This window comes from uncultured Lacinutrix sp., from assembly GCF_947500605.1.
Taxonomy (GTDB): domain Bacteria; phylum Bacteroidota; class Bacteroidia; order Flavobacteriales; family Flavobacteriaceae; genus Lacinutrix.
Genome location: NZ_CANMSJ010000002.1, coordinates 75,129 through 94,237, shown reverse-complemented (window position 1 = coordinate 94,237; position 19,109 = coordinate 75,129). Strand labels below are relative to the sequence as shown.

18 protein-coding genes are annotated in these 19,109 nt (G+C 32.0%); 5 read left to right on the top strand and 13 right to left on the bottom strand.

Annotation, left to right across the window (positions count from 1 at the left end; translation table 11 throughout):
* From Q0935_RS03640 to Q0935_RS03630, 3 genes are all read left to right on the top strand, one after another.
* Complete coding sequence (locus Q0935_RS03640) at positions 1-636, top strand: biopolymer transporter ExbD (protein ID WP_299249531.1); 636 nt, start codon at positions 1-3, stop codon at positions 634-636.
* Positions 637-654: 18 nt separating this feature from the next.
* A complete protein-coding gene (locus tag Q0935_RS03635; protein ID WP_055435965.1) occupies positions 655-1,131 on the top strand; it encodes a biopolymer transporter ExbD in 477 nt (158 codons plus the stop codon).
* A 178-nt stretch (positions 1,132-1,309) separates the two neighbouring features.
* The gene (locus tag Q0935_RS03630; protein ID WP_299382491.1) at positions 1,310-2,014 is read left to right on the top strand and encodes a porin family protein; all 705 of its coding nucleotides are present in this window, start codon (positions 1,310-1,312) and stop codon (positions 2,012-2,014) included.
* On the opposite strand, the gene Q0935_RS03625 is transcribed toward Q0935_RS03630, so the two are convergent.
* From Q0935_RS03625 to rplM, 12 genes are all read right to left on the bottom strand, one after another.
* Entirely contained in the window at positions 2,009-2,614 is a 606-nt protein-coding gene (locus Q0935_RS03625) for a hypothetical protein (protein ID WP_299382489.1), read from the bottom strand. The genes Q0935_RS03630 and Q0935_RS03625 overlap by 6 nt on opposite strands.
* A 24-nt stretch (positions 2,615-2,638) precedes the next feature.
* The gene (gene rpoN, locus Q0935_RS03620) at positions 2,639-4,096 is read right to left on the bottom strand and encodes an RNA polymerase factor sigma-54 (RefSeq protein WP_299382487.1); all 1,458 of its coding nucleotides are present in this window, start codon (positions 4,094-4,096) and stop codon (positions 2,639-2,641) included.
* Between the two features lie 94 nt (positions 4,097-4,190).
* Positions 4,191-5,621: an asparagine--tRNA ligase gene (asnS, locus tag Q0935_RS03615; protein WP_299249555.1), complete on the bottom strand. Its 1,431-nt coding sequence runs from the start codon at positions 5,619-5,621 to the stop codon at positions 4,191-4,193.
* A gap of 45 nt (positions 5,622-5,666) precedes the next feature.
* Positions 5,667-8,078 carry an efflux RND transporter permease subunit gene (locus Q0935_RS03610; protein ID WP_299382485.1) on the bottom strand — a complete coding sequence of 804 codons (2,412 nt, stop codon included), beginning with the start codon at positions 8,076-8,078 and terminating at the stop codon, positions 5,667-5,669.
* A 52-nt stretch (positions 8,079-8,130) separates the two neighbouring features.
* Entirely contained in the window at positions 8,131-9,399 is a 1,269-nt protein-coding gene (locus tag Q0935_RS03605) for a DUF5686 family protein (protein WP_299249561.1), read from the bottom strand.
* 3 nt (positions 9,400-9,402) lie between these two features.
* Positions 9,403-10,143 (bottom strand): TlpA disulfide reductase family protein, encoded by a 741-nt coding sequence (locus tag Q0935_RS03600; RefSeq protein WP_299249564.1) that lies wholly within the window; start codon positions 10,141-10,143, stop codon positions 9,403-9,405.
* A gap of 68 nt (positions 10,144-10,211) precedes the next feature.
* Positions 10,212-10,769, bottom strand: coding sequence for a ribosome recycling factor (gene frr, locus Q0935_RS03595; RefSeq protein WP_299249567.1), 558 nt, complete (start codon positions 10,767-10,769; stop codon positions 10,212-10,214).
* 159 nt (positions 10,770-10,928) lie between these two features.
* Complete coding sequence (gene pyrH / locus Q0935_RS03590) at positions 10,929-11,654, bottom strand: UMP kinase (RefSeq protein ID WP_299249570.1); 726 nt, start codon at positions 11,652-11,654, stop codon at positions 10,929-10,931.
* A gap of 171 nt (positions 11,655-11,825) precedes the next feature.
* Positions 11,826-12,785 (bottom strand): translation elongation factor Ts, encoded by a 960-nt coding sequence (tsf, locus tag Q0935_RS03585; RefSeq protein WP_299249573.1) that lies wholly within the window; start codon positions 12,783-12,785, stop codon positions 11,826-11,828.
* 83 nt (positions 12,786-12,868) lie between these two features.
* A complete protein-coding gene (gene rpsB / locus Q0935_RS03580) occupies positions 12,869-13,654 on the bottom strand; it encodes a 30S ribosomal protein S2 (protein WP_055435954.1) in 786 nt (261 codons plus the stop codon).
* A 202-nt stretch (positions 13,655-13,856) separates the two neighbouring features.
* The gene (gene rpsI / locus Q0935_RS03575; protein WP_299249579.1) at positions 13,857-14,243 is read right to left on the bottom strand and encodes a 30S ribosomal protein S9; all 387 of its coding nucleotides are present in this window, start codon (positions 14,241-14,243) and stop codon (positions 13,857-13,859) included.
* A complete protein-coding gene (rplM, locus tag Q0935_RS03570; protein ID WP_055435952.1) occupies positions 14,243-14,698 on the bottom strand; it encodes a 50S ribosomal protein L13 in 456 nt (151 codons plus the stop codon). The genes rpsI and rplM overlap by 1 nt, the downstream gene beginning before the upstream one ends.
* A 324-nt stretch (positions 14,699-15,022) precedes the next feature.
* On the opposite strand from rplM, the gene Q0935_RS03565 reads away from it, so the two are divergent.
* Complete coding sequence (locus Q0935_RS03565; RefSeq protein ID WP_299382480.1) at positions 15,023-16,990, top strand: YgiQ family radical SAM protein; 1,968 nt, start codon at positions 15,023-15,025, stop codon at positions 16,988-16,990.
* A gap of 83 nt (positions 16,991-17,073) precedes the next feature.
* Positions 17,074-18,141: a methyltransferase gene (locus Q0935_RS03560; RefSeq protein ID WP_299382477.1), complete on the top strand. Its 1,068-nt coding sequence runs from the start codon at positions 17,074-17,076 to the stop codon at positions 18,139-18,141.
* Between the two features lie 8 nt (positions 18,142-18,149).
* Here the strand turns inward: Q0935_RS03560 and Q0935_RS03555 are convergent, their stop codons facing one another.
* Complete coding sequence (locus Q0935_RS03555) at positions 18,150-19,106, bottom strand: Fic family protein (protein WP_299382475.1); 957 nt, start codon at positions 19,104-19,106, stop codon at positions 18,150-18,152.
* Between the last annotated feature and the right edge of the window lie 3 nt (positions 19,107-19,109).

The window sequence follows — 19,109 nt, the reverse complement described above, 5'->3', positions numbered from 1 at the left end:
ATGGCAAAAAGATCAGCACCAGAAGTTAATGCAGGCTCTATGGCTGACATTGCCTTCTTATTACTTATATTCTTTCTAGTAACAACAGACATCGCAACAGATTCTGGATTAAGTAGAAAGTTACCACCATGGGAGCCGCCAACAGATGTACCTGTTATTATTAAAGAAAAAAACATTTTCGCTTTAACTTTAAATAGTAAAAATGAGATATTGTTAACTTCTGGAGGAGATTCAGAACTTGTACCGCTTAATGAATTAAGAGCTCAAGCTGTGAAATTTCTTGATAATGGAGGAGGAGAAGGAAAAGACGTTTGTAAAAGATGTAAAGGAGAAGGTGATAAAGCCTCTTCTGATAACTTAGACAAGGCAGTTATTTCTTTAGCTAACGATAGACTTACAGATTATAAAACGTACATAGCTGTGCAAAATGAAATTTTAGCAGCTTACAACGATATTAGAAACCGTGAGTTTAAGAAGGACTATCCAAATTTAGAAATGGATTTTGTTCAAGCTACAGAAATGTATCAAGATCCTTCAACAGAGCCAAAAGTAAGAGAAAACTTAAAAGAGAAGCTAGAAGCAATTAAAGCAATAGTACCTCAAAAATTCTCTGAAGCTGAGGCAAAAAGAGATTAACAAATTAACATAAACACTATGTCTAAATTTAAAAAGAAAAAAGATGGAGGTTTACCTCCAATTTCAACAGCATCTTTACCAGATATTGTATTTATGCTTCTGTTTTTCTTTATGGTTGCTACAGTAATTAAAGAGGATAATTTAATAATCCAAAATAGTTTACCAAAAGCAAATCAGATTGAGAAATTAGATAAAAAGAAGCCTATAAGTTATATTTATATTGGAAAACCAAGTCCAAATTATATAGATACTTATGGTACTGAAGATAGAATACAATTAAACGATAAGTTGCAAAGTGTTGAACAGGTTCAAGCATTTATTGCTGCAGAACGTGCTGCATTAGCAGAAGAGTTAGTGCCAACACTTACTGTTTCTCTTAAAGTAGATAGAGATGCAAAAATGGGTGTGCTTACAGATGTTAAGCAAGAATTACGTAAAACTAATGCACTTAAAATTAATTACACTACCAAAAAAGGTGATGCACTTGATAATTAGTAGCATATATTCTTAATTTTATAAAAAGGCGTTTTGAAATTTCAAAACGCCTTTTATTTGTTTTAAATCTTCCTATTTTAGTATATTGTAAATAGAATAATTGCAAATAAATTATTTGTAAAAAGTAATTTAGAATAGCGTTAGGCTTGTAGCTATAAGGCACAAAAATTAAAATCAAATGAAATCTATAATACTTTTCTTTTCTCTTTGTCTTATTACCTTTTACTCTTTTTCTCAAGAAGAATTAAATATCAACACTCAAGAAATTGATTCATTATATAAAGAAGATCAGTTTTATTTTGGGTTAACGTACAATCTTATAGGTAAAAAGCCTTCTGGATTATCTCAGAGTGGTTTTTCTGGAGGTTTTCATTTTGGGTATACTAAAGACATGCCAATTAATAAAAAACGAAATAAGGCTATTGGTTTAGGTTTAGGTTTGTCTTTTAATTCTTTCAATCAAAATATGCAAATCTATGAGGATTCTAATGGTGATACATTATTTCAAATTATAGATGAAACAGAAGTTACTTATACTAAAAACAAGTTTACAACCTACATGGTTGAGATGCCAATAGAATATAGATGGCGTACTTCCACAGCAACAGATTATAAGTTTTGGCGTATCTATTCAGGCTTTAAATTAGGTTACATATTTGCGAATAGTACCAAGTTTGAAGGTTCTCCAGAAAATATTAGTCTTAAAAATAATAGTGCCTTTAACAACTTACAATATGGGCTAACATTAGGAGCAGGTTATAATACTTGGAATTTTTATTTGTACTATGCTTTAAACCCTATTTTTAATAGTTCTTCTACAATAGATGCTAAGGTTATAGATGCCAATGCCATTAAGGTTGGTCTTATGTTTTATATTTTATAACCAGTAGCTTAAGATTGATAATTGGGGAAATAACCCAATAAAAAAACCGAAAATTAACTCCACATTAGTATGCGCTTTCAAGTGCAATCTTGAAGTTGCAATTGCTCCTGCTATTAAACAGAATAGTGCTAAAGAACCGTTTAGGTTTTTTCCAAAGTGTATGGATATAGCGATTGCGAACATTAATACTCCTGAAATACCAATCATATGGATACTAGCTTTAAAGTTTAAAATAGCTAGTACTAGGCAAATAATAGTTGATATTAGAATACCAATAAAGAAAAAATATAATTCTATTATTTGATATGAAGGTAACACGCGTAGTATTATCAAAATACATATAATAATGTTTAATGATAATGGAATTATACGCTCTTTTGTGGTTTTAAGATATATGGAATCTGTTTTGCCTATTGTTTTTAGTAAAAAATATAGCAGTATTGGTAATATAATTGTAAGTATAGTTAGCGATATAATTTTCGCTTTCATAACCTCTAGAGGAATATATCTAGGTGATTTTGAGAAATAAAAAATAACACCTAATAATGGCATTATTATAGGATGAAAAATAAAGGATATGCTTTTAAGTAGCCAATGCATTAATTATTAATCTAAAATTTGATGTTATAATTCCTTTCTTAATCGTGCTACAGAGATGTCTAACTGCTCACGATACTTAGCGACTGTTCTTCTTGCAATTGGATAACCTTTTTCTTTTAAAATTTTAGCTAAAGCTTCGTCTGTTAAAGGTTTCTTTTTGTTTTCTTCTTCTATAACTGTTTCTAGAATTTTTTTAATTTCTCTAGTCGACACTTCTTCACCTTGATCGTTAGTCATAGACTCAGAGAAGAATTCCTTAATCAATTTAGTTCCGTAAGGTGTATCTACATATTTACTATTAGCAACACGTGATACGGTAGAAACATCCATTTCAATTTCGTCTGCAATGTCTTTTAGAATCATAGGTCTTAAATTACGCTCATCACCCGTTAAGAAGTACTCTTTTTGATAATGCATAATAGAACTCATAGTAACAAATAAAGTTTGCTGACGCTGCTTTATAGCTTCAATAAACCATTTTGCAGCATCAAGTTTTTGCTTAATAAACATGACTGCATCTTTTTGTGATTTAGACTTTTCTTTAGATTCTTTGTAGCCTTTAAGCATATTGTTATACTCTCTAGATACATGCAGTTCTGGAGCATTTCTTCCATTTAAGGTCAACTCCAATTCACCATTTACAATTTTGATTGCAAAATCTGGAATTACATGCTCTATCATTCTAGTGTTACCAGAATAACTGCCTCCAGGTTTGGGGTTTAGGCGTTCTATTTCATGAATAGCATCTTTAAGCTGTTCTTCACTAATATCGAACTTAGACATTAATTTTTTATAGTGTTTTTTTGTAAACCTTTCGAAAGCATTGTTTATAATATTTAATGCTAATGCTACATCTGGTGATTGTTCTTTTCTTTTAAGCTGAATACTTAAACATTCTTGTAAATCTCTAGCTCCAACACCGGCAGGATCTAATTGATGTACTATTTTAAGCACATGTTCAATTTTTTCTTCGGTTGTATATACATTTTGCGTAAATGCTAAATCGTCCATTATATCACTTAATTCTCGGCGGATATAACCACTTTCATCAACACTTCCAACTAAAAATTCTGCGATGTCACGTTCTTCATCGTTTAAACGATATGTGTTTAATTGCGTTTTTAGATGTTGTGTAAAAGACGTTCCAGAAGCATAAGGAATACTTTTTTCATCATCATCTGCACTATAATTATTTACGCTTGTTCTGTAATCTGGAATTTCATCATCGCTTAAATAATCGTCTACATTAATATCTTCAGCCTCAATTTTCTCATTGTCATCATACTCATCTTGAGAATTATCCATATCCTCATACTCGTTCTCTTTGTCTTCTTTTCCAGTATCAAGAGCAGGATTTTCTTCTAATTCTTGCTTTAAACGTTGCTCAAAAGCTTGCGTAGGCAATTGTATCAATTTCATTAATTGAATTTGTTGCGGAGACAATTTCTGCGATAATTTGAACTGTAAGTATTGTTTAAGCATAATATTAATTTGGTATAAGTATAAAAATAAAAAAAACAATCTACAATATGGATATTAGTAGATTGTTTTAATAATTATTTATGTGGTATGCTTTTTAAAATTCAGCATTTTGTGGTGTTCTAGGATAAGGTATTACATCTCTAATATTACTCATTCCAGTTGCAAACATAACTAAACGTTCGAAACCTAAACCAAAACCAGAGTGTACCGCAGTTCCATACTTACGTAGGTCTAGGTACCACCATAATTCTTCTTCAGAAATATCTAAAACTGCCATTTTCTCTTTCAAAACATCTAAGCGTTCTTCACGTTGAGAACCTCCAACCATTTCTCCAATACCTGGAAAAAGAATATCCATAGCACGAACTGTTTTACCATCTTCGTTTAAACGCATGTAAAATGCCTTGATATTTGCTGGGTAATCAAATAAAATCACAGGGCATTTAAAGTGTTTTTCTACAAGAAAACGCTCGTGTTCAGATTGTAAGTCGGCTCCCCATTCTTCAATTATATAATTAAATTTTTTCTTTTTATTCGGTTTAGAATTTTTTAGAATGTCTATTGCTTCAGTATAACTAACACGTTTAAAATTGTTATCGGTTACAAATTTTAATTTTTCAATTAAACGTAACTCACTACGTTCTGCTTGTGGCTTCGTTTTTTCTTCATCAAATAGACGTTGATCTAGAAATTCTAAATCTTCAGCATTATGTTCTAAAACGTAAGAGATAACAGACTTCATGAAATCTTCTGCTAAATCCATGTTTCCAGCTAAATCCATGAATGCAACCTCTGGTTCAATCATCCAAAATTCAGATAAATGACGAGAAGTATTAGAGTTTTCTGCTCTAAATGTTGGTCCGAAAGTATATACTTTACCTAAAGACATTGCGTAAGTTTCTGCTTCTAATTGACCAGAAACAGTAAGGTTTGTGTCTTTTCCAAAAAAGTTTTTAGAGTGGTCTATTGATCCATCTTCTGTTAATGGTGGATTTTTTTGATCTAAAGTACTTACTCTAAACATTTCTCCTGCACCTTCTGCATCACTTCCTGTAATAATAGGTGTGTGCATATAGTTAAAACCATTGTCGTTGAAGTATTTATGAACTGCAAAAGATAATGCAGAACGTAAACGCATAACAGCACTAAAAGTATTTGTACGTGTACGTAAATGTGCGTTTTCTCTTAAAAACTCAAATGAGTGTTTTTTAGGTTGAATAGGATATGTTTCAGGATCACTATCACCTAAAATTTCGATAGAAGAGACAACAATTTCAACGCTCTGTCCTTTACCTTGGCTTTCTACTAGTTCTCCTTTAATATGGACAGCAGCACCTGTTGTAATACGTTTTAAAGTGTCTTCATCTGTATTTTCGAAATCAACAACACATTGAATATTATTAAGAGTAGAACCATCATTTAAGGCGATAAATCTTTTAGCTCTAAAGGTACGAACCCAACCTTTTGCTTCTACTTGCTGTAGCTTTGTTTCTTTTAATAATTGTGCAATTGTTAATTTTGTCATTTTTGTATTTATTAGATAGCAAATATAATTTTTTACCTCGTTTTATTATTCCGTTTCCTCAGATTTTTCATCAGAATCATTTTCAATAGGAATAATATTTATTGAAGGTTTTTTTAGTGTTTCTTTATTAGCAATACTACGTTCTAAAGATAATAATAGTGATGGTAATAATAGCAAGTTAGATAACATAGCGAATAATAATGTTACCGAAACCAAAGCTCCTAATGCAACAGTACCACCAAAACTAGAAATAGTAAAGACTGAAAAGCCAAAGAATAAAACAATAGAAGTATAGAACATACTTACACCAGTTTCTCTTAATGCGGCATAAACCGACTTTTTAATTTTCCAGTTATTAGCTTGTAATTCTTGTCTGTATTTTGCTAAAAAGTGAATAGTATCATCTACTGATATTCCAAAAGCAATACTAAATACTAATATAGTAGATGGCTTAATTGGGACACCTAAGTAACCCATTAATCCAGCGGTTACAACTAATGGTAATAAATTAGGTATTAGCGATACAATAATCATTCTAAAAGAACGAAACATATAAGCCATAAATAGCGAAATAAGTAATATCGCTAGTGATAACGATAAGGCTAAATTGTTAACCAAATAGGTTGTTCCTTTCTGAAAAACTAAAGCTTTACCTGTAATACTAACATTGTATTTTTCTTTAGGGAAAACATTATTTATTTTATTAAGAAGATTCTCTTCGATACGTTCCATTTTATCGGTTCCAATATCCTTCATAAATGTAGTAATACGAGCATATTGTCCTGTAGAATCAACAAAATTGTTTAATAGATTACCTTCTCCAGAGGTAGAGTTTTTAGCATAAGGTAAAATAAAGGCCTCTTCTTGTTTTGTTGGTAGCTGATAATATTTAGGGTTACCATTATAGTAAGCCTGCTTAGAATATTTAACAAGACTAACAACAGAGATTGGTCGAGATAACTCTGGTGTTTCTGTAATTAAATCTTCAATTTGTTCCATGCGTTTTAAGGTCGTCGATTTCATAACTCCTTTTTTACGCTTGGTATCTACCATAATTTCCATTGGCATAATACCGTTAAACTCTTCTTCAAAAAAACGAATATCACTAAAGAATTCTGCATTTTTAGGCATATCCTCTATTAAACTACCCGAAACTTTAATTTTGTAAATACCTATAATGCAAACTATTATTAATCCTAAAGAAGTTGCATATATTGCAATGCGTTTTTCTTTTACCATACGCACAGTCCAATCTACAAAACCACCAATCCATTTTTTATTTAAATGTTCTAAATGGCGTTCTTTTGGGTAAGGTAAGAAAGTGTATAAAATTGGTATGATAAGTAAGCAAAGTATAAATATAGCTAATATACTAAGCGATGCTACGACTCCAAATTCTTTTAATAACTTACTTTCTGTTATAATAAAAGTAGCAAACCCGGAGGCAGTTGTAACGTTAGTCATTAACGTTGCATTACCAACTTTTGTAATTACACGTTGTAGTGATTTTACTTTGTTACCATGTAATTTTACTTCGTGTTGGTATTTATTTATTAAGAAAATACAATTAGGAATCCCAATTACAATAATAAGTGGCGGAATTAAAGCTGTTAAAACCGTGATTTCGTATTTTAAAAGACCAAGTATTCCTAGTGTCCACATTACACCAACGCAAACAACTATTAGAGAAATAAATGTGGCACGAAAAGATCTAAAGAATAAAAAGAATATAAAAGATGTAATACCTAAGGCAGCTAGAACAAATAGACCAATTTCATCTACAATATTTTGAGCATTTAAAGTTCTTATATATGGCATTCCAGAAACACGAACATCTAGTTTGTAGGTGTCTTCAAAAACCTTAACCTTTTTCATTAAAGTTTCAATAACAAAATCTTTTCTCGCAGGTGTATTTACCAACTCTTTTTTTAGGTAAATAGCCGTTCTTACTGTTTTTGTTTCTTTATTAAATAAGAAGTTATCGTAAAAAGGATATTTGTTAAAAAGCTCGTCTTGAAGTATTTCTATTTGAGCAGTAGTTTTAACCGAATCTTTAATAAAAGGTTCTAAATCGAACTTTTGCTCTTTAGTGTTTTTTACAAGTTTTTGTAAATCTTTAATAGATACAACACTTTCTACTTCGTTTGAAGCTCTAAAACTATCTGAAAGCGCATTCCAGGCATTTAATTTTTCGACAGTAAAAAGAGTAGAGTCTTTAACACCTAAAACAATAAGGTTGCCTTCTTCTCCAAAAACATCTAAGAAGTTGTTATACTCAATATTTACTTCGTGATCGTCTGGTAATAGGTTTGCTTCGGTATAAGTGAAGCGCATGTATTTCCATTGTGTACTAAATAGAATAGTAATTATTATAATGCCTAAAAGAATACCAATTTTATTACGTAAAATTAGTCTAGCCACTATGTCCCAAAATTTCGATTTTTTTTGTTTCGCCATGATGCTTTAAAAGGAGCTTCAAAGGTAGGGAAAACCTATAGATTTTTCGAAATTATAATGTAATATTAAAAGTGAATTTAAGAGCAATATTATCTTCCTCTTTAGGTAGATGATATGCACCGTAGCGGTAAGTGAAACTTAACCCAAAACCTAGTAGTAGCTTATTTAATTCGATACCAGATTCTGTATAACCACTTTTTAAAGTTCCAAAACTAACATTTTCATGTCTCGCAATATTATTCATATTTCCAACAGCATAACGTGTAATTAAAACCAGTTGTGGTTTAAAATAATTACTAATATGAAAGGGTTTGATATAGTGTTTAACGACTAAAGTTGCAAACCTATCTGAGAAAAACTCGTTAAAAAACATAGTTTCAAAACTGTTAATTCCAGCCACAGAGAAACGATTTAAAATTGTTTCTTTATTAATATTGTTTGGGTATGCGTGATATAAATGCGTTAGTGGAGTGTCTCCGTGGGCTAAGCCTAAAGAAAAAGTTCCTATGGTATGAGAATCCTTATTATGTATAACTTTATGAATGGTCCTAAAATCTAACTTCGAAAAATTAAAATCTGCATTAAAAACATTTCTAAAACTTTTACTGTATTGTAGAGTGAATTTAGGGTAGCCATCTACTGTAGTTTTTGTTTTACTGTCTACAGTTTCATATTCTACAAAAGGACTCCATTGCAAAGCAACTTTAGCAGTTGTTGTTTCAAAAGAGTTGTAAGATGTATTGTTAAGAATATAGTTATAGTCGTAAGTTGGAGTGATGTTACTAATAGCAATTTCTGTCTCTGTAATTAACTTTGGGTTTATTTCGTGTTCAAGAGATATAGCCGAAGTAATGTGTTTATGAAACAAACTAATATTAAGCAAACGTGGCTCGAAAAAAGAGAATGTTCTGCCATCGGTTAAAAAATTAGAGCTACCAGTTTCCATTAAATCATCTGTGTAAGAAACGTTAAGCCAACTTTTAGTTTTTTCATTTAAAAGAAAACCACCACCAAGTTTGTATTTAAAACGATGATCTCTAAATCCATACACACCATAAGAATCTATTCTAAAGTTTTTTGAAAATTCATCGTTAGTTACACCTCCTAATCCAGTTCTAAAGCCTTCATATTGATTAAACTTAACTAAATAGCGTAAGTCGAAATTCCAAAGCTTAGTAGGAAAAAAACCATTACCTATTTGCTTTAAAAGAACACTAGACTTTGTAGAGTCCTGTGGTTTTTCGGTATCTTTTTCTGGTGTTTGGGCATTTAATATAAATGCACAACAAAAGAAAAGCGTGTATAACCAAAGGTTGCGCATAAATTATTTTAGTTGGTTTTTAATAGCCTTAGAAAGAACGCTTTTAATGTTTGTTCTGTATCCAATTTCTTTAAGTACTATTTCTCCTTTTTTATTAATTACAATACTGGTTGGGTAACTTTGTACACCATACATGTTAATAACATCGTTTGCATTTGGAACTATAGTGTAATTAAAGTCTGTTTCGTATAGAAAATTTTCTACAATACCTTCTTTGTTAAATGTAATTGCTAAAAAAACAACATCTTTATCTTCATACTCTTTTACAAGTTCATTTAATTTTGGCATTTCTACAACACAAGGACCACATTTTGTAAACCAAAAGTTTAAAACAACCACTTTATCTTTTAATTCTGAAAGTTTAATTGTGTTTCCTTCTAAGTCTGTAACAATAAAATCAAGTGCTTTTTCTCCTTTTGCGAAATCTGCTTCAGGATTTTTTTTAATTAAAACAGGATGATTACTTTTTTTCTGAAATATTACAGATTTAATTTTCCCTTCATCGTTAGCATAAAATAATGGTTTGTAATCTGGATTAGCCATTAATTCCATATTAGACATTGGAAGAATTTTACCTTTTTCGTTAAATAGTAAAACATCCGGAGTAATCATGATTTGCAAGGTTTTAACCTGATCATCTGTTAAACGTTCTTGATCTTCAGGAATAAACTTATAATCTTGCGATATACCTATTGTAGAAAACAATAAAGCACACAAGAGGAATATGGATTTTAGATAGCTCATAATTATATAAACGATAAAGTTAATAGTCCTCGTATAAAAAAAAGCGACAATTAAGTCGCTTTTAACGTTTAAACCGTCATTATTTCTTTGTCTTTGCTTGCTAAGATCTCTTCAATCCGTTTAGAGGAAGCATCTGTAAGTGTTTGCACATCTGCTTCTGCATTCTTCTGTAAATCTTCAGATACGCCTTCAACTTTTTTAATATCGTTGTTAGCTTCTTTTCTTGCATTACGAACACCAACTTTAGCATCTTCTGCTTCAGATTTTGCTTGCTTAGCTAAATCGCGTCTGCGCTCTTCAGTTAAAGGTGGGACACTAATAATAAGTATGTCTCCATTATTCATTGGATTAAAACCTAGATTTGCAATTTGAATTGCTTTTTCAATAGGTTGAATCATATTTTTTTCCCAAGGCTGAACAGTAATGGTTCTACCATCTGGAGTGTTAACATTTGCTACTTGTGCTAATGGTGTTTGAGAACCGTAGTAATCTACCATAACACTACCTAACATTGCAGGACTAGCTTTACCAGCACGTATGTTAGAGAATTGTTTAATAAGGTGTTGGATAGCATTTTCCATAGACTCTTTAGTGCTATCTATAATAAATTGAATGTCTTCGTTCATTGTTAAAATTTTTGTTACTACTATACTTTATTCAAGAATTAAGCCGAATTTTATCAGGCCTATTAAACTTAATTAGATAGTAGTATATCTCTTAATTTAAATACTAAAGTAAACAATTTTAGAAACGGATACAAATTTATCAATTTCTAAGGTTTTATGTTACTTACTTGCTTTTGGTAATAAACTTACTTGAGTTCCAATGTTTTCTCCAGTAACTACTTTCATTAAGTTTCCTCTTGTATTCATATCGAAAACTATAATAGGTAAATCGTTTTCTTGACTTAATGTAAAAGCTGTCGTATCCATAACTTTTAAGCCTTTACGTAAGACATCGTCAAAAGTAATATGATCAAATTTTATTGCAGTAGCATCTTTTTCTGGATCCGTATTGTAAATACCATCTACTCGAGTTCCCTTTAAAATAACATCTGCTTCAATTTCAATAGCCCTTAAAACGGCTGCCGAATCTGTAGTAAAATATGGGTTACCTGTTCCTCCTCCAAAAATAACTACTCGTCCTTTGCGTAGGTGACTCATTGCTTTTCTTCTAATAAAAGGCTCGGCAACTTCATTAATTTTAATAGCGGTTTGTAAACGTGTTTTTACATCTGCATCTTCTAGTGCTTGTTGTAATGCTAAACCGTTTATAACAGTTGCTAACATTCCCATGTGGTCGCCTTGAACGCGATCCATACCATTCATAGCTCCTGCAACACCTCTAAAAATATTTCCACCACCAATTACTATGGCAACTTCAATACCTTTTTCTGTTACAGCTTTAATGTCTTGTGCATATTCTGCTAGACGTTCTGGGTCAATACCATATTGGCGATTTCCCATTAGGGCTTCACCAGATAGTTTTAGGAGGATTCTTTTGTATTTCATGTTGAATGTCGCTGTGTGTTATTTTCGCTTTCGCGGAAATTTTAGTTACGCAAAATTAAGTGTTTTTAAGCATAAAAAAAACCACTAGCTCTAAAAATAGAGTAGTGGTTTTTTATTTTAAATGTTTGTTTGAGATTCTTAGCTTACGTTAGGAATAACAGAGAGCATTTATTATCCTAAAGAAACACGTTTAAAAGCAGTTACTTCAACGTTTTTAGATGCAACATAAGCTGCAACTGTTTGCTTTTCGTCTTTAATAAATCTTTGGTCAAGTAAACATTGTTCTTGATCTAAAGTAGTGTTATCGCTAACAAAACGATCCATTTTACCTGGTAAAATATTTCCCCAGATTTTTTCTGGTTTACCTTCTGCTGCTAATTGTGCTTTAGCATCTTCTTCTGCTTTAGCCATAACTTCAGGAGTTAATTGAGCCATAGAAATATATTGAGGTACGTTTTTAAGTGTTTTACCTAAACGCCCTAATTCAATATTATCTTTTTCTATAACTGCAATTCTTGCTTCAGTTTCGTTTGCTACATAAGAAGCATCAAAACCTTTGTAAGATAAAGAAGTTGCTCCCATAGAAGCGACTTGCATTGCTACATCTTTAGCCACTGATTCTTCTGCTTGAGATAAACCAACCAATGCACCAATTTTATTAATATGAACGTAAGTACCAACGTAAGGAGCTTCTAATCTCTCGAATGCATTGATTTCTAATTTCTCACCTACAACACCAGTTTGTTCAACTAATTTTTCGGCTACTGTCATACCTCCAAAGTCTGCAGCTAAGAAATCTTCTTTGTTATCAAAGTTGATAGCGATATCAGCAAATTGTCCAGCTAATGCTAAGAAAGATTCGTTTTTACCAACGAAATCTGTTTCACATCCTAATACAATAGCAACACCAACAGTATTGTCTGCATTAATTCTTGTAACAGCAGCACCTTCAGAAGAATCTCTGTCAGCTCTCTTTTCTGCAACTTTTTGACCTTTTTTACGTAATACGTTGATTGCTTCATCAAAATCACCTTTAGCTTCCACTAAGGCTTTTTTACAATCCATCATACCTGCACCAGTAGCTTTTCTTAACTTGTTTACTTCTGCTGCTGAAATTTTTACATCACTCATAGTAAATATAATTTAAAAAAGTCGTTTAATTAATTTCTGTTAAGAAAGAACTAAACGACTTTATTTGTAATAATTTTATTGTTTTATTCTTCTTCTTCGTTAGCTGCTGCTTTTTCAGTTTTAGCTGGAGCCGCTTTTTCAACTTTAGCTTCAGTTTTACCTTCTGCTTTAGCATCTTTTTCAGCTTTACGCGCATTTAATCCACCAGTAATAGCTTCAGTAACATGCGTTAAAATTTTATCGATCGATTTAGAAGCATCATCATTTGATGGTATAACGTAATCTACTTGACGTGGATCAGAGTTAGTATCTACCATTGCAAAAATAGGAATGTTTAATTTCTGTGCTTCTTTAATCGCGATATGCTCACGTTTAATATCTACAACAAACAAAGCTGCTGGAAGACGAGTCATGTCAACAATAGAACCTAAATTCTTTTCTAACTTAGCTCTTAAACGATCAACTTGTAAACGTTCTTTTTTAGATAAAGTTAAAAATGTTCCATCTTTCTTCATTCTATCAATAGTAGCCATCTTCTTGATTGCTTTTCTAATAGTAATAAAGTTAGTTAACATTCCACCAGGCCATCTTTCTGTGATAAAAGGCATGTTAATACCTCCCGCTTTTTCAGCGACGATGTCTTTTGCTTGTTTTTTTGTAGCTACAAATAAGATTTTACGACCAGAGGCTGCGATTTTCGCTAAAGCTTCTCCAGCTTCGTCCATCTTAGCTGCTGTTTTGTATAAATTGATAATATGGATACCGTTACGCTCCATATATACGTAAGGAGCCATGTTTGGATCCCACTTACGTGTAAGGTGACCGAAGTGTACACCTGCTTCAAGTAATTCTTTTACTTCTACTGCCATTTTGTAATAGTTTACGTTCTGTTGAATTAGCAATAATTAAGTGGTCATTTATTAAAATTCGCCTTAATTATTTAGATGCTAGACTAAATCCTGTGCTTTAATTTAAAGACACATGGACAACAATAACTGTTTTATTTTTTTTGTGTTTTCAACACTATTGAAAAAATGAAAAACAAATTTCCAATACTGTTGAAGGATAATATTAACGTTTCGAGAATTGGAATTTTTTACGGGCTTTCTTCTGTCCGAATTTCTTACGTTCCACCATTCTTGGGTCTCTTGTTAATAAACCTTCTGGCTTTAAAACTAATCTATGTTCAGCATCTAATTCGCACATTGCACGAGAGATTGCTAAACGGATAGCTTCTGCTTGACCAGTGATACCACCACCAAATACATTTACATTAATGTCAAAAGTATCCTCGTTGTTAGTTAATACTAACGGTTGGTTTACTTTGTACTGTAACGTAGCTGTATCGAAGTAGTCTTTAATGTCTTTTTTGTTAATCGTGATTTGTCCTTTACCTTCTTTAAGGTAAACACGAGCAACAGCCGTTTTACGACGACCAATTTTGTGTAATACTTCCATTACTTGAATTCGTTTAAGTTAATTACTGTAGGCTTTTGCGCTTCGTGAGCGTGCTTAGTTCCTGTAACAACAGTTAAATTTCTGAAAAGAGCTGCTCCTAATTTGTTTTTAGGTAACATTCCTTTTACAGATTTCTCTACTAATCTTGACGGATCTTTTCCGAACAATTCAGTAGCAGTTAAACTTCTTTGACCACCTGGGTAACCTGTGTGACGAATGTACGATTTGTCATTCCACTTGTTTCCAGTTAAGATGATTTTTTCTGCGTTGATAACGATTACGTTATCTCCACAATCAACGTGAGGTGTGAAGCTTGGCTTGTGCTTACCTCTTAAAAGTCTTGCGACTTGAGAGCACATACGCCCTAAAGTTTGACCATCAGCATCAATTAAAACCCACTGCTTATCGACAGTAGCTTTATTGGCTGAAATGGTTTTGTAGCTTATTGTATCCACAATTTTTAAATTTTATAATTAAACATTCCTCTCTTAAAAAGAGTTTGCAAATTTACGACAATCTTATTGATTACCAAATAGTATGGCGTATTTTATTTGATAACTTTGTTGATATGTTTTGCAGCTTTGTTAATTACCTTCTCATTTTTGAAAACCAACTGTTTATAACTACATCACATTGTTTATTTCTTAGCTAAAACACAAAACGGTAGAGCATAATAGGACAATTGTTTTTTATTTATATAAAAAGATACCTCATAATTTTAAGCTAAAGCCTTTTATAATAATAGATAAGAGCCATTTTTTGTCTATTTTTGCAGCGTTATGCAAGAATTAAAACTTTCAGATTGGTTACCTACCACTAATAAAGAGGTGAAAATACGCGGATGGGAAGCACTAGATGTTATCCTGTTTAGTGGTGATGCTTATGTAGATCACCCAACGTTTGGTCCAGCAGTTATTGGGCGTATGTTAGAAAGTTTTGGCTTGCGTGTAGCAATTGTTCCACAACCTAACGTTAAAGATAATCTTCAGGATTTTGTTAAAATGGGTAAACCAAAATTGTTTTTTGGTGTTACTGGTGGTTGTATGGATCCTATGATTAGCAATTATAATGCTAATAAAAAGAAAAGAGATAAAGATGCTTATACTCCAAATGGAGATATTGGTTTTAGACCAGATTATGCAACATCTGTATATTCTAAGATATTAAAAGAGAAATGGCCAGATACTCCTGTTTTAATTGGTGGTATTGAAGCATCGTTACGTCGTGTAACGCATTACGATTTTTGGAGTGATAAATTAATGCCTTCTATTTTAGAAACCTCTAAAGCAGATATGTTGGTTTACGGTATGGGTGAGCAACCTTTACGAGAAGTTGTGCGTTTATTAGAAAAAGGAGTACCTTTTAGCAGTATAAATACGGTACTACAAACGGCTGTTCTTTTAGATAAAGACGAAGCAATACCTAAAAATGCAAATTGGGAAGATGTAGAAATTGTATCGCATGAAGTGTGCTTAAAGGACAAGAAGAAATATGCTTCTAACTTTAAAGTAATCGAGCAGGAATCTAATAAATTGGCTGCAAGGCGTATTTTTCAGAAAGTAGGAGATAAGACCTTGATGATAAATCCGCCGTATCCTACTATGACGGAAGCTGAAATTGATGCGTCTTTCGATTTACCATATACAAGATTACCACATCCAAAATATAATAAGCGTGGACCAATTCCTGCGTTCGAGATGATAAAGTTCTCCATTAACATTCATAGAGGATGTTTTGGTGGTTGTAGCTTTTGTACCATTTCGGCACACCAAGGAAAGTTTATTGCGTCTCGTAGCCAAGAATCTATTTTAAAAGAAGTAGATACTGTGGCTAATATGCCAGATTTTAAGGGCTATTTGTCAGATATTGGTGGACCAAGTGCCAACATGTATCAAATGAAAGGTAAAGTACAATCTATTTGCGACAAGTGTGTGGCACCTTCTTGTATTTCGCCAGTAATATGTAGTAATTTAGATACATCACATAAGCCATTAACCGAATTGTATCAAGCGGTTGATAAGCATCCAAAGGTTAAAAAATCGTTTATTGGTTCTGGAATTAGACATGATATGTTAGTGCCAGAATTTAATAAAAATGCAGATCCAAAAGAATTAGATGCTTATACCGAAGAGGTAATGACTAAGCACGTTTCTGGACGACTAAAAGTGGCTCCAGAACATACTAGTGATCCTGTTTTAAAACTAATGCGCAAGCCTTCTTTTAAATACTTCCATAAGTTTAAGGAGCGTTTCGATAAAATTAATGTCGCTAAGAAATTAAAGCTTCAATTAATACCATACTTTATATCTAATCATCCTGCTTGCGAAGTTGAAGATATGGCAAATCTAGCTGCCGAAACTAAAGATCTTGGTTTCCAGTTAGAGCAAGTGCAAGGTTTTACACCAACACCAATGACGGTTGCAACTGTAATTTATTATAGTGGTTACCATCCATACACGCTTAAAAAAGTAAATACACCTATTTCGCAAAAAGAGAAAGACGAGCAACATCGTTTTTTCTTTTGGTATAAAGACGAAAATAAAGCTTGGATTAAAAAGACGTTAAACAAATTAGGTCGTGAAGATTTACTAAAAGTATTACTTCCGGAAAAAACCGACAAATGGCGTAAAAACAAACCTAAAGGTGATGCTAAAAACACCTTTAACGATGCTGTGCCTAATGTTCCTTTTAACCAAAGGAAGAATAAGGCAAAGTTTAAATCTAAGTCTAATAATAAGAGACGTTAGTCTCTAAGTTTCAATAAAACATTATTTAATAGTACGTCTTGCTAATAGCATTATTCTGCAATTCAATTTAACGCATACAACCTATGATTTCTGATATAATTATAAATAAACCAGCACCTTTTTTACCAGAACAGCCATTAGTGCAGTTTAATCGCTCTATTAACATTAATCGTACGATTAAAGGATTAGAAGCTGGTAAACCTGTAATGATAACAGAATTTTATAGCAACGGTTTAGATTTGCTTAAAGCGTTACACAAGCACTTAAACGGAAAGTTTCCTAACGAGACTTTTCAAGAGCAGCGCGATTATCGTTTGGCTTATAAAGAATTAGCAAAGCTTATTTATATAAAAATTGTTGACCATAAATTAACCGTTAAAAAAGCACCTGCTATTGGTTGGTTAAAAGAATTATATCCAGAAGATGATAATTTTTTATTACCATTTACTAAAGTACAAGGACTAAATAGTGCTTGGCAATGGCATAAAAACGGAATTATACTTCCTGTATTACGAAACAAAATACATCCTTTTTATGGTGTGTATTTTCCAACACGATTCGATCATTTAATACTGTTCGATAATTGGTTAAAGCGTTACGAAGGACCAAAAAAATCTGTAATAGATGTTGGTATTGGTTCTGGTGTGTTGTCTTTTCAAATGGTAAAACATGGTTTTCAAAAAGTGTTTGGTACAGATACAAACCCAAATGCTATTGTTGGCTTAGCAGAGACATTAGGAGATACTAAAATGTCTAGAAAAATAGAACTAGATTTTGCGCCTCTTTTTGGAAAGTTTGAAAAACAAACCGAATTGATTGTTTTTAATCCACCTTGGTTACCTGCTGCTCACGATTTAGATAAAAATGACGAAGCTATTTATTATAACGATAACCTATTTCCAGAGTTTTTTGCTGAAGCTAAAAAGAGACTATTACCAGATGGTAAGTTGGTTATTATATTCTCTAATATGGCAGAAATTACTGAGGTTGCAAAAGAACATCCTATAAAAAAGGAACTTGCCGAAGGTGGACGTTTTAAATTGGAAAACTGTTTAACACGTAAAGTGAAATTGGCTTCAGATAAAACAAAGCGTGACCAAAATTGGCGTGCTGAAGAAGTTGTGGAACTTTGGGAATTGGTGAATGATTAGTTATAGAATTAAGTAATTAAATAAATAGTTTTGTTTTTCTCTCCTGTTTTTTGAAACAGATTCAATTCAATTCCTTTTCTTAAATCACGACTAGCTGTCGCAGAAGAGATATCTTTAAAAATGCTCATGTAATCTTTTCTAGAAAACTCGGTTTTATTTAAACTTATAAAATGTTGCAACCTATCTATTGTGGTAAAAGTTCTATTGTTGAAATTAAGTAAATCGTTAATCGAGGTATCAATTATACCTAACATATACTCAATAAATTTTGTCGAGCTCCCCAATTTATCACATGCTCCAAGAACGTTATAATAGCTTTTTTGGTCATTGCTAATAGATGTTTCAAATGGAATGTAAGCGAAAACAGGATATTTTTCCATTAGAATTACAGTTTGCCATAAACGTCCCATTCTACCATTACCATCTAGAAAAGGATGAATAAATTCTAACTCATAATGAAACACGCAGCTTTTTATCAAGTCTATTTCATCATCGTTGTTTATATAATCGAAGAGGTTTTTAATTAAAAAAGGCACATTTTTATATGGAGGAGCAATATGCGCAACAATATCGTTTTTTGCAATCTCAACACTTTCGGTTCTGTAGGTTCCTGGTTTTTTTACTAAACCATCCATTAAAACAGTATGCGCTTTTAAAAAAGAGGTTTCATTATTTGGTTTGTAGCTTTCTAAATTATTATAAACCGAAATTGCATTTAAAACCTCAAGCACATCTTTTTTAGGGCCAACCACTTTTTTGTTTTCCAGTAATGCCGTTATTTGAGATTCAGATAAGGTATTGCCTTCTATTTTTAAAGAGGAATGGATAGTTTTAATCCTATTCTGCTTTCTTAAAGTTGGAGAGGGTTTATTTATATAATTTGCATTTATAGTACCAATTTTTTCTGAAATTGAGCTAATCAATTTTAGAATTTTTGAGGTAATCTCGTATGGTGGTTTTTGCATGAT

Bases quoted from the DNA above. Each gene is read 5' to 3' on its own strand.
- Q0935_RS03630 (WP_299382491.1), top strand. From the start codon at position 1,310: ATGAAATCTATAATACTTTTCTTTTCTCTTTGTCTTATTACCTTTTAC.
- rpsB (WP_055435954.1), bottom strand. From the start codon at position 13,654: ATGGCAGTAGAAGTAAAAGAATTACTTGAAGCAGGTGTACACTTCGGT.
- rpsI (WP_299249579.1), bottom strand. From the start codon at position 14,243: ATGGAAGTATTACACAAAATTGGTCGTCGTAAAACGGCTGTTGCTCGT.
- Q0935_RS03605 (WP_299249561.1), bottom strand. From the start codon at position 9,399: ATGCGCAACCTTTGGTTATACACGCTTTTCTTTTGTTGTGCATTTATA.
- rpoN (WP_299382487.1), bottom strand. From the start codon at position 4,096: ATGCTTAAACAATACTTACAGTTCAAATTATCGCAGAAATTGTCTCCG.
- Q0935_RS03625 (WP_299382489.1), bottom strand. From the start codon at position 2,614: ATGCATTGGCTACTTAAAAGCATATCCTTTATTTTTCATCCTATAATA.
- Q0935_RS03565 (WP_299382480.1), top strand. From the start codon at position 15,023: ATGCAAGAATTAAAACTTTCAGATTGGTTACCTACCACTAATAAAGAG.
- tsf (WP_299249573.1), bottom strand. From the start codon at position 12,785: ATGAGTGATGTAAAAATTTCAGCAGCAGAAGTAAACAAGTTAAGAAAA.
- Q0935_RS03640 (WP_299249531.1), top strand. From the start codon at position 1: ATGGCAAAAAGATCAGCACCAGAAGTTAATGCAGGCTCTATGGCTGAC.
- frr (WP_299249567.1), bottom strand. From the start codon at position 10,769: ATGAACGAAGACATTCAATTTATTATAGATAGCACTAAAGAGTCTATG.
- asnS (WP_299249555.1), bottom strand. From the start codon at position 5,621: ATGACAAAATTAACAATTGCACAATTATTAAAAGAAACAAAGCTACAG.
- Q0935_RS03600 (WP_299249564.1), bottom strand. From the start codon at position 10,143: ATGAGCTATCTAAAATCCATATTCCTCTTGTGTGCTTTATTGTTTTCT.
- Q0935_RS03560 (WP_299382477.1), top strand. From the start codon at position 17,074: ATGATTTCTGATATAATTATAAATAAACCAGCACCTTTTTTACCAGAA.
- Q0935_RS03610 (WP_299382485.1), bottom strand. From the start codon at position 8,078: ATGGCGAAACAAAAAAAATCGAAATTTTGGGACATAGTGGCTAGACTA.
- Q0935_RS03555 (WP_299382475.1), bottom strand. From the start codon at position 19,106: ATGCAAAAACCACCATACGAGATTACCTCAAAAATTCTAAAATTGATT.
- pyrH (WP_299249570.1), bottom strand. From the start codon at position 11,654: ATGAAATACAAAAGAATCCTCCTAAAACTATCTGGTGAAGCCCTAATG.
- Q0935_RS03635 (WP_055435965.1), top strand. From the start codon at position 655: ATGTCTAAATTTAAAAAGAAAAAAGATGGAGGTTTACCTCCAATTTCA.